General features: G+C 38.1%; 16 protein-coding genes. All 16 read right to left on the bottom strand.

The genetic code is table 11. The features are described from left to right. Window positions 1-5: 5 nt before the first annotated feature. Window positions 6-2354, bottom strand: a complete 2349-nt coding sequence (locus BXY64_RS00640) for a GH92 family glycosyl hydrolase (protein ID WP_211334381.1) — start codon at window positions 2352-2354, stop codon at window positions 6-8. 26 nt (window positions 2355-2380) lie between these two features. Next, window positions 2381-3550: an MFS transporter gene (locus BXY64_RS00635; protein WP_120238070.1), complete on the bottom strand. Its 1170-nt coding sequence runs from the start codon at window positions 3548-3550 to the stop codon at window positions 2381-2383. A gap of 17 nt (window positions 3551-3567) precedes the next feature. Then, window positions 3568-4503, bottom strand: a complete 936-nt coding sequence (locus BXY64_RS00630) for an ROK family protein (protein ID WP_120238069.1) — start codon at window positions 4501-4503, stop codon at window positions 3568-3570. 7 nt (window positions 4504-4510) lie between these two features. Further along, complete coding sequence (locus BXY64_RS00625; RefSeq protein ID WP_120239712.1) at window positions 4511-5239, bottom strand: GntR family transcriptional regulator; 729 nt, start codon at window positions 5237-5239, stop codon at window positions 4511-4513. Window positions 5240-5400: 161 nt separating this feature from the next. Continuing rightward, a complete protein-coding gene (gene atpG / locus BXY64_RS00620; protein WP_120238068.1) occupies window positions 5401-6270 on the bottom strand; it encodes an ATP synthase F1 subunit gamma in 870 nt (289 codons plus the stop codon). A 79-nt stretch (window positions 6271-6349) separates the two neighbouring features. Next, on the bottom strand, window positions 6350-7951 hold the full coding sequence (gene atpA, locus BXY64_RS00615; protein WP_120238067.1) for a F0F1 ATP synthase subunit alpha: 1602 nt from the start codon (window positions 7949-7951) through the stop codon (window positions 6350-6352). A 48-nt stretch (window positions 7952-7999) separates the two neighbouring features. Continuing rightward, window positions 8000-8548, bottom strand: a complete 549-nt coding sequence (atpH, locus tag BXY64_RS00610) for an ATP synthase F1 subunit delta (protein ID WP_120238066.1) — start codon at window positions 8546-8548, stop codon at window positions 8000-8002. Window positions 8549-8616: 68 nt separating this feature from the next. Next, window positions 8617-9111, bottom strand: coding sequence for a F0F1 ATP synthase subunit B (locus BXY64_RS00605; RefSeq protein ID WP_120238065.1), 495 nt, complete (start codon window positions 9109-9111; stop codon window positions 8617-8619). A 99-nt stretch (window positions 9112-9210) separates the two neighbouring features. Then, window positions 9211-9468 (bottom strand): ATP synthase F0 subunit C, encoded by a 258-nt coding sequence (gene atpE / locus BXY64_RS00600; protein WP_262493474.1) that lies wholly within the window; start codon window positions 9466-9468, stop codon window positions 9211-9213. Window positions 9469-9527: 59 nt separating this feature from the next. After that, on the bottom strand, window positions 9528-10610 hold the full coding sequence (atpB, locus tag BXY64_RS00595; protein WP_120238064.1) for a F0F1 ATP synthase subunit A: 1083 nt from the start codon (window positions 10608-10610) through the stop codon (window positions 9528-9530). 170 nt (window positions 10611-10780) lie between these two features. Then, complete coding sequence (locus tag BXY64_RS00590) at window positions 10781-11173, bottom strand: hypothetical protein (RefSeq protein ID WP_120238063.1); 393 nt, start codon at window positions 11171-11173, stop codon at window positions 10781-10783. Between the two features lie 7 nt (window positions 11174-11180). Then, window positions 11181-11417, bottom strand: coding sequence for an AtpZ/AtpI family protein (locus BXY64_RS00585; RefSeq protein WP_120238062.1), 237 nt, complete (start codon window positions 11415-11417; stop codon window positions 11181-11183). Further along, the gene (locus BXY64_RS00580) at window positions 11401-11772 is read right to left on the bottom strand and encodes a bactofilin family protein (protein WP_120239711.1); all 372 of its coding nucleotides are present in this window, start codon (window positions 11770-11772) and stop codon (window positions 11401-11403) included. The genes BXY64_RS00585 and BXY64_RS00580 overlap by 17 nt, the downstream gene beginning before the upstream one ends. A 300-nt stretch (window positions 11773-12072) precedes the next feature. Beyond that, the gene (locus BXY64_RS00575) at window positions 12073-13071 is read right to left on the bottom strand and encodes a beta-ketoacyl-ACP synthase III (protein WP_120238061.1); all 999 of its coding nucleotides are present in this window, start codon (window positions 13069-13071) and stop codon (window positions 12073-12075) included. 213 nt (window positions 13072-13284) lie between these two features. Continuing rightward, complete coding sequence (gene rpmF, locus BXY64_RS00570) at window positions 13285-13470, bottom strand: 50S ribosomal protein L32 (protein ID WP_083464500.1); 186 nt, start codon at window positions 13468-13470, stop codon at window positions 13285-13287. A 16-nt stretch (window positions 13471-13486) separates the two neighbouring features. Further along, window positions 13487-14023 carry a YceD family protein gene (locus tag BXY64_RS00565; protein ID WP_211334380.1) on the bottom strand — a complete coding sequence of 179 codons (537 nt, stop codon included), beginning with the start codon at window positions 14021-14023 and terminating at the stop codon, window positions 13487-13489. Window positions 14024-14049 lie beyond the last annotated feature (26 nt).

Genomic DNA, 14049 nt, shown 5'->3' with positions numbered 1-14049 from the left:
ATCATTTAGTACAGTTCGTTTGTATTCTTCTTTTCAAATTCCAGTTTTGCTCCTTTTACCAGGTCTTGAAAGGAGACTTCTGGTTTTTCCAATACTTTCCCATTCAGCTTTACTGATTTCACCAATAAGCTTTCAGGAGTGTTATTCTTCACCTTAATCTGAATGTGTTTGCCAGGATAGTAATCAGGATTTAGCTTGATTTTAATTTCATCGAAGGCAGGACTCCCCAATTGCATGGCTGGGTTTTCGCCCGTTAAGCCTGCAACATCAAACAATCCAATGGAAGCCATAACGTACCAGGCCCCCAGCTGTCCCTGATCCTCATCTTGTCCGTATCCGTAGCCATGGATGGGATCGGCTCCATAAAACTCATTGCAAATGGTTCTTGTCCAGTATTGTGTTTTTTCAGGTTCCCCTGAGAAGTTGTATAACCACGGAATGTGCAAACTCGGTTGGTTCCCGTGATTGTAAATGGTTTTTACCCCTGCAAAGGCATTAATTTCCTTTCCACCACCAAAACCGCTCTTTCGGGATGTAAGAAAAATAGAATCAAGCCTCTCATTGAATGTTTCCTTCCCGATCTTACCTACTAGCTTGCCAGCATCATGGGGAACATAGAAGCTGTATTGCCATGCATTTCCTTCCTGAAAGCCACGCCATGGCTCCAAAGGATCAAAATTGGAGATGAACTCTCCGTTTTCATACTTGGGTCGAATGAAACCCGTGGAAGAATCGAATATGTTTTCCCAGCTACGCGAAAGTTGCTTCAATTGCTTGGCCTCCTTGCCTCTTTTTAGTTGCTTGGCAAAGTGAGAGACAGCATGAGCCGAGAAGGAGTATTCCAACACATGAGATGCTGAAAATGCGCTCGCCTCAGGAATATCTCCCCACTCCTCCTGATGGGCAATACATCCATTTTCTACAAAGCTTCTCACATCCATTTTACCTGCCCCAAGAGGTCGGCCTTCCCATCCCAATTCATTGTCGATGGCAGCCTGAAGAGCAAAATCGGTATCGTAATTTCTGATTCCGCAATTGTAGGCCGAGGCAATGATAAGCCCTACATAGTTGGTACCTACGCCGGAAACATACCTGCTATTGGCTAAGCCATCGCTGAACCAACCAGTATCCTTGTATACCTGCAGATGAGTCTGAACAAAATCGTTGTAATATTCGGGCCAGGCCAAAGTCCACAGTTGCGTAAGGTTCCAAAATGCTCCCCAAACAGCATCGGTATTGTAGAAGCTAAACTGAGGGGTTCCATCACTCTTCATTGGCAACTGACCAATGCTACCATCATTTTTAGGATAGGCACCATTCACATCATTTGCCAATCCCCTGCCCAGCAAGGCATGATACAGGCCTGTGTAAAATTTAGTCTTGTCAGTCTCTGAACCACCTTGTACCTGTATTTTATTCAGTTCTGTATTCCAAATGCGATTCGCCTGCTTTTTCGCTTCTGCAAAAGATATGCTTTCGGCTTTCATATTCTCATAAGCATTTTGAACTGAGGTATAGGACAAGGCCACCTGTACCTCTATGCTTTCAGACTTTTCAGGAGTAAATGAAAAGTACAATCCCGCTCCCTTTCCTGATATGTTATCCTGATTGGGAAAGATTGAATCACCCTGAAATGTTCCATACTCTTTCATTGCTTTGTTTAGCCTGGCAACAAAGTACATGCTAACCGTTGATCCTTTTTGGTATTTCTTCACGTATTCGGGGGCTGTTTCAACCCATCCTTCCACGGTATGGTCATCCACCCTTTTTACTTCTGCATTTACAATCGCTCCACTTTCGCCTTGTCGGTTTCCAATGTCGAACAACAAGTTTGCCTTTTTATGGGCAGGATAGGTATATCGATGAATGGATACTCTTTTGGTCGAAGTTAGCTCCGCTTTGATGCCGTAATCTGCCAAATCAACCTTATAATACCCAGGCTTTGCTATTTCGGACTCTTTCAAAAAGCGAGATCGGTAACCCAAATCTGGCTGTTCCAGTTTTCCTGCTGTGGTAAGTAGTTTTCCATTGGTTGGCATCAATACAATTCCTCCCAACTGAAACTCATGCACATTGGCAAAACCTTCAATGGATTCATGCCTGTCATCGTAACCTACAGCTTCCCAGCCCCACTTGTTTCCGTAATGACCATTGGTACTAGGTGCTGGCTTAGCCATTCCAAAAGGAAGCGCCGCGGGAGTATAAAAGAACCACCTGCTATGTGCCGTTCCAATATTTGGATCAACATATTTTACCAGGTCTTCACCAGAAGAACAGGACGTAAACAGTACCATCAGCACTAATAAAACACGCTGCAGGTTTGTGCTAATGTTTGAACATATGGATTTGTGCATTTTTCCCAATGATTTAAGTGAGTTGATTATTTGTTAGGTGATATTCTTCTCAGGAAGAGGATAAAGACCAGGAGTACAAGAATTAACCAGAGTCCTCCATTAAGGTGATATTCCATGGACAGGCCAACCAAAAACGGGAAAAAGGCTCCTCCCGAAATAGCCATCATCATTAAGCCTGATATTTCATTTGCTCTTTGAGGATAGTTGCGAACTGTAATGGAGTAAATCAAAGGAAAAATATTAGATACACCCAAGCTGATTATTCCAACAAAAATCCAGGCCAGAATTTCAGTTGAAGTGATAGATAATGCAATAACAGAAAGGATTGCCAATATACTTGAAATGCCTAAAACCTTTTTGGCATTCCACTTTATAAGGATGATTGCTCCGGCAAATGTCCCTATCATTTTAGCGAAAAAGTATACTGATTTTCCATATTTGGCAGCCTCTTCTCCTACTCCAATCTTCAGGTGTAAAAAGGTGCCGATATTGGAATTCAGCGCCACATCGATACCCACAACTGCAAAAATCCCCAATACCATTAGGGCAATGTATCGGTTAGAGAGAAGCTTAAAGCAGGATGAGATGGACACTTTATCCTCACCTACCGGCTTTTCCTCTATTTTAGTCATAGACAACCACAGGTAAGATAAAAGGGAAATCAAGCCAAATAGGTACAAGCCAAATCTCCAGGTGCCTTCTCCCTCATAGTTGAACAAACTTGCCAGAAATGGACCTATAACCGCAGCCACAAAAGGTCCTATCATTGACCCTAAGGATTTGATAAACTGTGAAAGGCTCAAATAGCTTGAAGCTTTATTTTCTGCTACAACATCGACCAAAAGAGGATTGGCGGCTACCTGCATGATTGTATTTCCAACTCCCAATAAGGAGAATGCGACTAGTATTACAGGCAAATTATTTCCCAATACAGGAACAAACAAGCCTATCACTGTAATCAGGATGGCAACATTCAATACCTTCTTTTTACCCATTTTAGCTTGCCAGATTCCAGCGGGCACTGACAAAAGAAAGAACCAAATGAATGCAACAAAAGGAATTAATTGCAAGAGATATTCAGGCGTTTTGGAATTCTGCTTTAATTCATCCACTCCAGTTCCTACCAGGTCAACGAAGCTGATTACAAAAAAGGAAAGAAGAACAGGGAGTATCGTGTTGGTTTTTGATGTGTTCATAAGTGTAGCTTAACTGATTACATATATTTTAATTGACCCTTTACAAGGTTCCAAAATTCTTTGTTTAGCAATTGAGCTCCTCCCACAAATGCAGCAGATTCCTGCAGTTCGGAATAGTTAATCTGAACACGCAGACCTTCTTTATTCAATTGTTCATTCATTGCGTCGTTGAACAAATGAGAAGCTTTCGAAATATTACCTCCAAACACAACGGCTTCTACCTGAAAGCTTTTAATCCAGGGGGCAAGGAACAAAGCCAGTTTTTCACCAAAATCCTGGAATAATTCCATAGCCAGAGAGTTCTCCCTGGCCAAATCGGCAAGCTCTTTTACTCCTTTCAACTTTGTTCCGCTATGCTCAAAGTATCTATTTACCAATCCCCTTGTGGAGAAATAGTCATCAGCAATACCTTTTTCAAATGGCAAATGCCAAATACAGCCATTTTCAGGCACTTTCTCGTCGGTAATCACCGGAACACCATCTGATAAAAAAGCTGATCCCAGGCCGGTTCCTAAGGTGATCGCCAAAGTGTGTTTACACCCCTTTAGTTGGCCTAAAAAATACTCTCCGATAGCAAAGGCAGTAGCATCATTTATGAATCGAACAGGAATTTCAGGTAAATTCAACCTCTCCTTTAATTCCAACTCTACATTAACATTATTCAAGCATTGAAATTTGGCATTTTCTCCTGTAAATAAGCCAATACCATTTACGTAATCAAAAGGTCCTGGCATTGCTATTCCAATACCAACAAGACAGTCAGCGTTTATCTTATCAACACAAGATTGAATGAGTGACGCAAACCCATCAATAACTTCAGTTTTACTTCCCTGATTATTCAAGGGAATATGCGATATGCTTTCAGGAATCAGACGTTTCTCAGTCAAATCGAAAGCAGCACAACTTGCGTGGCTTCCTCCAACATCTATTCCCAAAGAGACAGGATTTTTCATACTATTTCTATCTTGTAATGGTTATTGAATAGGTGAATTTTTCAGCAATGTAGAAGCCAATATTGTATTCTAACGGCCTATTACCAGGGTCAGAAACATAGCGCTCTCTAACTAAAATTGGATCTCCTTTTTTAATCTGAAGACGATCAGCGGTAATCTTTGATGCCAACTTTGCCTTAATTTCCTCTTTAGATATTGACGGCACTACATGGTATTTATTTTCCAAAATGCTATAAAGAGGTTTTGAGAAATCTTCCTCTCCCGTCAGACCTATTCTAGGATGAAAATAACTTTCAAAATAGACAAGGGGTCCATCTGCAAAGCCCCTCAATCTTGACAGACAAAGAGTTTTGTCTCCCTCCTCGATACCTAAGAAACCAGCAATTTTAGCAGTAGCCTTCACCCATTTGGCCTCAATTAAAAAATTGACAAAATCAACTCCCTGATCGGACATTTCCTGAGTAAAACTCTGCCAGTTATCCAAATTTGTTGTGATTCCTTTTTCGGCAACTTTAGTTCCAATTCCTTTTTTACGAATCAACAACCCTTCATACTCCAACTTATTAGTGGCTTGTCGCAAAGTATTTCTGGAAATTCCCAAACGCTTCGCTAAATCAACCTCCTTTGGTAAGAAGCCTCCATTCTTGTATTCAGGAAGTTCTATCATTTTCCTTAATAACGTTTCGACTTGCGCATGAAGGGGAAGCGGACTATTGTGATCTATCTTTAATTCCATTTTGTACATATGTTTGAACATGCAAATTTAGTAAAAATTTTTAATCTTGTAGAATAAAAGTTGAATCAACAAAAAAACCTCATCCAAACAGGATGAGGTTTCGCAGCAATATAAATCTTTTAAATATGGTCTTTTTATCCCTTTTAAGACACTTTTTAGGCTTATTGGGCTAAGGCGTTCGCACCAGATACAATTTCCAAAATTTCGTTGGTAATTGCAGCCTGACGAGCTTTGTTGTATGTTAGGTTCAACTCCTGAATCAAATCAGAAGCATTATCGGTTGCCTTATGCATAGCCGTCATACGTGCTCCGTGCTCTGAAGCAAACGAATCCAACATTGCTTTAAAGAATTGAGTTTTTAGCGATTTAGGAATCAAATCCTGAACAATCTCTTCTTTATTTGGCTCAAAAATGTAATCCGACTGAACATTGTTCTCATCCTCATCTTGCTGAACAGGTAAGAATTGTTCGGTAGTTAAAATTTGCACACCGGCATTTTTAAACTGGTTGTACACCAACTCTACCTTATCGTATTTTCCTTCTACAAATTCTTCCATGATTAATTCTGCCAAGGCCGAAACATTCTCAAAGCTCAAATCATCGTACAAGCTATTGCGTTCACCAATTACTTTATGAGTCTTCTTAAGTATTTCATTAGCCTGCTTACCAATACAGAGCACTTCAAGATTCCCTTTTTGATTTTGATCGGCATAAACTCCTTCGGTAAGAACATTTACCTGCTTGATTACATTTGAATTAAAAGCACCACAAAGTCCCTTATTCGAAGTAATGGCGATCAATAATATCTTGTCGGCTTTTCGCTGCACACCATACAAATTATCATCAGGATTTAAGCTTCCTGTAAGATTCGAAAGAATCTCGTGTAATTTATCGGCATACGGACGAATTTGTACAATGGCATCCTGAGCTTTTTTCAATTTAGCAGCAGAAACCATTTTCATCGCTGCAGTAACCTGTTTGGTTTTCTGAACCGACGAAATACGAGTACGAATTTCTTTTAAATTAGCCATTTGATTCAATTAGTAATTAGTAATTAACAATTAGTAATAAAGCAATTTTCATTACTAATTGATAATTGTTAATTGATAATTATTTATACTTTGCAGCTACTTCTTCAGCTACTTTACGCATGATATCCTGCGCTTCCTTCGTATATTTCCCTGATCCAAGTTCTACCAATACATCTTTATGCTTTAATTCCATAAACTGAATGAAATCATGCTCAAATTCTTTTACCTTATCAGTAGGAACATTTCTCAATAAACCTTGAGTACCACAGTACAGAATCGCAACTTGCTTATCCACAGTAACAGGAGAATACTGTCCTTGTTTCAAGATCTCAACGTTTTTAGCACCCTTGTCAAGAACAGATAAGGTCGCAGCATCCATATCAGAACCAAACTTGGCAAATGCCTCTAGCTCACGATACTGTGCCTGGTCAAGTTTCAAGGTACCAGCAACTTTCTTCATCGATTTAATTTGAGCGTTACCACCCACACGAGATACTGAGATACCTACGTTAATTGCAGGACGAATACCAGCATTAAATAAATCTGATTCCAAGAAGATCTGACCATCAGTAATCGAAATTACGTTGGTTGGGATATATGCAGATACGTCACCCGCCTGAGTTTCAATAATTGGAAGTGCAGTTAACGAACCACCACCTTTAATGATTGATTCTCCGTTTTCATCCTTGGCATTCTTCAAACTCTCTGGTAGATCGTTCATCTGACGAGCAATTTCATCAGAGTTAATCACCTTAGCAGCACGCTCTAATAATCTTGAGTGAAGATAGAATACGTCTCCTGGATAAGCCTCACGTCCCGGTGGACGGCGAAGCAATAATGATACCTCACGATATGATACTGCCTGCTTCGATAAATCATCATAAATAATTAATGCAGGACGACCTGTATCACGGAAGAACTCACCAATAGATGCACCCGCAAATGGTGCGTAGAATTGTAGTGCAGCTGGATCTGATGCAGTTGCAGATACAATTGTTGTATAAGCCATAGCTCCATTTTCTTCCAGAGTTCTGGCAATATTCGCAACGGTTGAACCTTTCTGTCCTACAGCTACATAAATACAGTATACAGGCTCACCCTTGTCGTAAAATTCTTTCTGATTGATAATGGTATCAATTGCAATAGCAGTTTTACCAGTCTGACGGTCACCAATGATTAACTCACGCTGTCCACGTCCGATTGGAATCATTGCATCAATTGCTTTCAATCCTGTTTGCAAAGGTTCGTTTACCGGCTGACGATAAATTACCCCTGGTGCTTTACGCTCCAATGGCATTTCGTAAGTTGTTCCTGTAATTTCACCTTTACCGTCAATCGGTTCACCAATGGTGTTGATAACACGTCCCAACATGCCTTCTCCAACATTGATAGAGGCGATACGTTTGGTACGTTTTACTACGTCACCTTCTTTAATACCTTGTGATTCACCCAAAAGTACTGCACCAATATTGTCTTCCTCTAAGTTCAAAACAATACCCAATACACCATTTTGGAATTCGATCAACTCATTTGATTCTACATTCGATAATCCGTAAATGCGAGCGATACCATCACCTACTTGCAATACGGTTCCGACTTCTTCCAGTTCTGCTTCGGTTTTTAATCCTTCTAATTGCTGCTTTAGAATTTCCGAAACTTCTGCAGGTTTAATACTAGCCATATTTAATTCTTATTAGACTGATTTATATTCTTAATAAGCCATTAGCTTTTAGCTAATTCTGTTCGTTAGTAATTCTCGTTTGATTTGATTCAATTGACTGGCAACCGAAGCATCTAATTGTTGATCTTCAACACGAATTACAAAACCACCAATGATATCCTCATCGATCACTTCTGTTAATTCTATCTTAGAATTGAAAGATTTTTCAAGAAGATCAGATATTTTCTGCTTGCTTGCATCTTCAAGTTTGGCTGCTGATGTAAGAGTTGCCGATAATATTCCCATATCTTTTCTGCAAAGAGCCAGGAAGTTTCTGGAAATATCTTTGATGTAAATCTCTCTTCTGTTTTGTAGAACCAAATCAAGGAAATTCAATGTCATCGCATCAATATTACCAGTAAATATCTGCTTCACTGTCTTCCTTTTCTGAAGAGTTTTCACCACCGGACTTTCAATCATCAACCAAAAATCAGAACTTTCTTTAATCAGATCATCAATAACTTTAATATCTGATATAAAAGTTTCGATCAAATTCTTCTCTTTTCCTAATTCGAAAAGAGCTTTGGCATATCGAACCGAGATTTTACTTTCGTTCATGTTTTTTTTATTAGATAAGAGATGAGAGAATTACTGTCTCATTAACTCTCCCGAGAACTATCGGGATACTAATTAAGCTTTACTTCGTCCATTAACTTCTTGAAGTAATCTTTTTGTTGCTGATCTTCGGCAAATTGCTGACGAAGAACTTTCTCAGCGATTTCAACTGATAGATTAGCTACCTGAGCTTTAATTTCGTTTAATGCAGCCGCTTTTTCACTCTCAATGTTAGCTCTGGCAGATTCAACCAGTTTATCGGCTTCTTGAGTTGCTTTTTGCTTCGCTTCATTAACAATTTTAGTACTCATTTCTTTTGCCTCTTTAAGCATTCCTTCACGCTCTTTTCTTGCCTCCTGAAGAATTCTTTCATTGTCGGCCTGCAATTCAGCCATTTCTTCTTTAGCACGATCAGCAGAACGTAATGCGTCTTCAATCGACTCTTCACGCTCTTTTAAGGCATTCAATATTGGTTTCCAGGCAAACTTTTTAAGGATAAAAAGTACAATGGCAAATGCCAAAAACATCCATATAAAAGTTCCTAATTCAGGTGTTACCAAGCCCATATTATTCTATTTTTTTCACCTTCCGGTGGATTTTAATAATCAATTGTTACCACAATTTGCCTCAGGCAATCCCTTTTTGGCAAATTGTGGATAATGCTATTACAATACGATAGCCAACAAACAAATGATGATAGCAAAGAAAGCAGCACCTTCAATAAGTGCAGCAGCTACAATCATGTTTGAACGAATATCTCCAGATGCTTCTGGCTGGCGAGCAATACTCTCAAGAGCAGACCCCCCAATTTTACCGATACCTATACCAGCACCAATAGCAGCCAAACCAGCTCCGAAAGCAGCACCCATTTTAGCAACTGCCATACTAGCTGCAGCCTGAAGAAGAATTGATAATGTAATCATAGTGTTTTTATTTAATGATTAAAAAACTATAAATAGCTCCATTTAAGGAGTTGAAAATTCTAATGATGTTCTTCTGTTGCCATACCAAAGTAAAGCGCAGAAAGAAGCGTAAATACATATGCCTGAATCAATGCTACAAGCAGCTCCAACATATCCATAAAAATTACAAACAATACAGAGATAACCGATGTTCCGTATCCCAACATTGGGCTAATTTGTCCAAATATGAAGATCAAGCTCACAAATGCCAGTACGATCATGTGACCTGCTGTGATGTTTGCGAACAAACGGACCATTAAAACAAATGGTTTTGTAAACACACCCATAAGTTCAACAAGTGGCATTAATGGTACAGGAAATTTCAACCACCAAGGTACTCCTGGTGTATTAAAAATGTGAACCCAGTAATTTTTATTGCCATTCACTGTAGTGATAATAAATGTAAACAGAGCCAAAACCATTGTGATAGTAATATTCCCTGTTACGTTCGCACCACCCGGAATTAATGGAACCAATCCCATTAAATTGTTCAACCATATAAAGAAGAAAATGGTTAAAAGGAATGGCATGTACTTTTCGTATTTCTTTTCACCAATTGCAGGCTTTGCAATTTCGTCACGTACAAACAGAATTAATGGTTCCATTAGTGACTGCATCCCTTTAGGTGCTTGTCCTTTTCTTTTGGTGTAAGCTTTAGCAACTGATATGAAAACCCATAATAGGATTATCATACTAATAAGTAATGCAACAACGTTCTTGGTCATTGAAATATCGAATGGTCGTACTTCATGTCCATTAATTTTTTCGACAACCTTGCCTCTAAATTCACCTTCTTGCGCAATGTAAAAACCTTTGTATGCATCATGCCCATGATGGAATTTACTTGACATGAACATATGGAAACCTGATTGTTCAGATATCACAATTACAGGAAGAGGAACCGAAACATGCTTGTCTTTATAGGATAAGATATGCCAATCGTAAGCATCGGCAATATGGTCCATGATAAAGTTACCAGGTTCGAATTTTTCCTTTTTGTGAGTATCGTGGTGAGCATGTTGGTCATGTTCATCAGATGCGAACGCTGGAACAGCGCTAGCAATAAAGAAGAAGATTAGTAGAAATCGATGAATGTTTTTCATACTTACAACACTTGCTATGAATAGATCCTTACAAAAGTCAGATCAATTCAATCTGTTATTTTAATTGTCAATAGACTAAATTATCAGAATGACAGTATTGAAAAATTTGCCATCCCTGAATTTTGTCCCTCAAATTTAATAAAAAAAGTTCTCCACAAAACTTTTTTGGTCTATTTAATATTTCCCGACCTTAAAGTCTTAGATAGTACAATTACTTCGAAGGTAGTATATACCACATAACAAAAGGCAAAGAACAATACAAAACTCAATGCCTGCGCCCTGTTCAGCAATACGTATACGATTACGAAACTCAAGTTCAGAAATAATTTTATTCCAAACCAAGCCATATAATTTGTATGGAAAACTCTTGGATCTCCCTTTGATAATCTCAACAACTTAAAATGTTGAATGGAATTGAATAAGAAAAAATATAAAATCACGAAAGGAAAAATATAATTGAACCAAGGCTTTAAAACTGTAAGGAATAAAGCAATCGATCCAAATAGTAGAAAAACGGATATCAATCCTAACCTAAGAATGTATGATTTGTATTTTTTTTCCATAATACTTCTACTTCATTTTTATAAAATCTTTTAAAGCGAAATAGAGGGATAGTATCACGCCTAAAAATGCTCCTATAATAGTAAATAAGGGAAATTCTTTTTGCAGGTATTCATCGAGTTTCATACCTCCGTATAAAACCACCAGAATTACCACAATCATTTGAAAAGCCAAGCCGGAGTATTTAATAACTCCACTTAGCTGTTTTCTTTTATTATCCTTTTCAGGATTATTTTTTCTTTTCATCCTTTGCAGGTGCTGCTTCACCCATTTTACAAGATCCGGTAAACTTAGCACCAGGCTCAACAGAAATCTTATCAGTAGCAATGTTTCCTAATATTAAAGCTGTAGATTTCAGGTTCACCATTTCTGAAGCAATAATATTACCTTCTACTCTACCCGATACATCTATTGTTTTACAACTAATATCACCTTCGATTTTACCTGTATTTCCTACAACTACCTTTCCGTTTACCTGCATTTTACCGTTTAAGTAGCCATCAATACGGATATCTCTAGATGCTTGAACGTCGCCTTTTATTGATGTTCCATCACAAATAAGGTTTACTGCGGTTGGTTGTACGTCGTTGTTTCTGCTCATTTTATTCTTTTTACTAAACATGTTTGAAATCTTATTGAGGTGGACAATATCTATTGTAACTGATAAAATACAATCAAATATTCTACTCTTTTATTGCCCTGAATTGACACCTATATCAACTCTAAATTTCTTAAAAAAGTATACGAACATTCTCTTTATTTTCTCCAATCTACAGCACCCATGTTCGCGGACCATACAAATATAAAAATTTGAGGCAGAAATCCCACTTCTATGTCAAGTTTCAATACAAAAAAAGGCTTCCAAATGGAAGCCTTTATAATATCTTGTGGTAATAAAATTCTATTTAGGATCGTAACCCCATTTCAACAGAATAGATCCCCAGGTAAAACCTGCACCAAATCCTGATAGAATAATATTATCTCCTTTTTTCAATTGATCTTCCCACTCCCATAAACACAATGGAATGGTAGCTGAAGTTGTATTACCGTATTTCTCGATGTTAATCATCACTTTTTCCTTAGCTAAGCCCATTCTTTTAGCTGTAGCCTCGATAATACGATTATTTGCCTGATGTGGAACCAACCAAGCCAAATCATCAGCTGTCATGTTGTGTTTTTCCATCATTTCTACTGAAACATCAGCCATGTTAGAAACCGCATGTTTGAACACGTGGTTACCTTCTTGGTAAATGAAGTGTTCGCGAGCATCAACAGTTTCGTGTGAAGCTGGCTTACATGAACCTCCTGCTTTTTGATGCAAATGCTTACGACCAAAACCTGCTGTGTGTAACATTTCATCCATTACACCTACCTCTTCAGTTGTTGGTTCCAACATAACTGCTGCCGAACCATCACCAAAAATTGGACATGTTTGACGATCGGTGTAATCAACGATTGATGACATTTTTTCTGCACCAACTACTACAACTTTCTTATACATACCAGACTGTATATATTTAGAACCTGTCGCTAAAGCATAAAGGAAACCTGAACATCCTGCATTTAGGTCAAAGCTAAAAGCATTGTTTATTCCGGCCTTATCACTGATAATGTTTGCTGTTGCAGGAAATTGCATATCAGGAGTTACTGTTGCACAAATCACCAAGTCAACTTCTTCAGGTGAAGTTCCTGTTTTTTCTAGCAACTGATTAACAGCTCTTACTCCTAATTCTGAAGAACCTTGTTCTTCTCCTTTTAGAATTCTTCTTTCTTTAATACCAATACGAGTCATGATCCACTCATCAGAAGTGTCAACCATGGTACTTAGTTCGTCGTTGGTAAGAATGTAGTCGGGAACATAAGCCCCAACTCCTGTTATAACTGCATTAATTTTTGACATTGTTTAAGCTTACTTAGTGTTCTTCAGATAATTCAGCTTACAAGTATACAGATTTTTCTCTATCTATGCATGGAATTTACAGCATAATCTTAATCCTGCATATTCAACATTCTGGGTTATAGCAAGAACAATCATGTATAACGCAAATTTGCCCCTGAGAAAAATCTGAGGAGCAAATTTATATAGCTTCAAACCTGATTAATTGTACTCAGATTATGCTGTAACTTCTTTTTCAATAGCCAATTTGCCTCTGTAATAACCGCACTCAGGGCAAACAGTGTGATATTTAACAGTTGCTCCACAATTTGAGCAAGATGCTAAAGTAGCAGGAGTTGTTCTAAGATGACTTCTTCTCTTATTTCTTCTCTGCTTCGACGTTCTGTGTTTTGGATGTGCCATTTTTCAACCTATTTAACTAGTTATTATCAATCAATTTTCTTAAATCATTCCATCTCGGATCAATCTTCTCTTCCTCATTCACCGAGAGGTCATTCAATTTTTGAATCATTTTTTCATTACAAGTGCTGTTTCCTTCTTCATCGTCAGGGTGAACAAAGCTTAATGGTAAGCTCAATTCAAACAGCTCATAGATGTATTGTGCTACATTGATCTCGTTTTCCGATTCTGCAAGAACAATTACATCATCTGCCAACTCTTCGTGTTCTTCACCAAATTTCAAATGTAGAGAATTTTCACCCTCAACTTCAACCTCCAGCTCTTCCAAACACCTGTCGCAGGCTACGTTTAACTTTCCTTTTATTTCAAACTTTAAAGTGGTTACCAGAGTTTTTTTATTGAAAGTGATTTTTACATCAGCTTTCGCCTGATAAACATCTTCCTCTTGAAAATACTCAAAGAATTCTTGGTTTACCTTGAAATCAAATTCATGTAAACCATCCTTTAAACCCTTAAAAGGAATCGTATATTTTGTTGGATATTCCAAAATATTCAAATAAAACTTTGCAAAAGTATAAAAAT

The organism is Marinifilum flexuosum (assembly GCF_003610555.1).
Classification (GTDB): Bacteria; Bacteroidota; Bacteroidia; order Bacteroidales; family Marinifilaceae; genus Marinifilum; species Marinifilum flexuosum.
Note: the sequence above shows the minus strand (reverse complement) of the source record. Positions and strands in the feature narration are given on the sequence as shown.

What these genes read in the sequence shown, in the direction of transcription:
- BXY64_RS00640 (WP_211334381.1), bottom strand. Translation starts at nt 2,354, where the DNA reads ATGCACAAATCCATATGTTCAAACATTAGCACAAACCTGCAGCGTGTT.
- BXY64_RS00635 (WP_120238070.1), bottom strand. Translation starts at nt 3,550, where the DNA reads ATGAACACATCAAAAACCAACACGATACTCCCTGTTCTTCTTTCCTTT.
- BXY64_RS00630 (WP_120238069.1), bottom strand. Translation starts at nt 4,503, where the DNA reads ATGAAAAATCCTGTCTCTTTGGGAATAGATGTTGGAGGAAGCCACGCA.
- BXY64_RS00625 (WP_120239712.1), bottom strand. Translation starts at nt 5,239, where the DNA reads ATGGAATTAAAGATAGATCACAATAGTCCGCTTCCCCTTCATGCGCAA.
- atpG (WP_120238068.1), bottom strand. Translation starts at nt 6,270, where the DNA reads ATGGCTAATTTAAAAGAAATTCGTACTCGTATTTCGTCGGTTCAGAAA.
- atpA (WP_120238067.1), bottom strand. Translation starts at nt 7,951, where the DNA reads ATGGCTAGTATTAAACCTGCAGAAGTTTCGGAAATTCTAAAGCAGCAA.
- atpH (WP_120238066.1), bottom strand. Translation starts at nt 8,548, where the DNA reads ATGAACGAAAGTAAAATCTCGGTTCGATATGCCAAAGCTCTTTTCGAA.
- BXY64_RS00605 (WP_120238065.1), bottom strand. Translation starts at nt 9,111, where the DNA reads ATGGGCTTGGTAACACCTGAATTAGGAACTTTTATATGGATGTTTTTG.
- atpE (WP_262493474.1), bottom strand. Translation starts at nt 9,468, where the DNA reads ATGATTACATTATCAATTCTTCTTCAGGCTGCAGCTAGTATGGCAGTT.
- atpB (WP_120238064.1), bottom strand. Translation starts at nt 10,610, where the DNA reads ATGAAAAACATTCATCGATTTCTACTAATCTTCTTCTTTATTGCTAGC.
- BXY64_RS00590 (WP_120238063.1), bottom strand. Translation starts at nt 11,173, where the DNA reads ATGGAAAAAAAATACAAATCATACATTCTTAGGTTAGGATTGATATCC.
- BXY64_RS00585 (WP_120238062.1), bottom strand. Translation starts at nt 11,417, where the DNA reads ATGAAAAGAAAAAATAATCCTGAAAAGGATAATAAAAGAAAACAGCTA.
- BXY64_RS00580 (WP_120239711.1), bottom strand. Translation starts at nt 11,772, where the DNA reads ATGAGCAGAAACAACGACGTACAACCAACCGCAGTAAACCTTATTTGT.
- BXY64_RS00575 (WP_120238061.1), bottom strand. Translation starts at nt 13,071, where the DNA reads ATGTCAAAAATTAATGCAGTTATAACAGGAGTTGGGGCTTATGTTCCC.
- rpmF (WP_083464500.1), bottom strand. Translation starts at nt 13,470, where the DNA reads ATGGCACATCCAAAACACAGAACGTCGAAGCAGAGAAGAAATAAGAGA.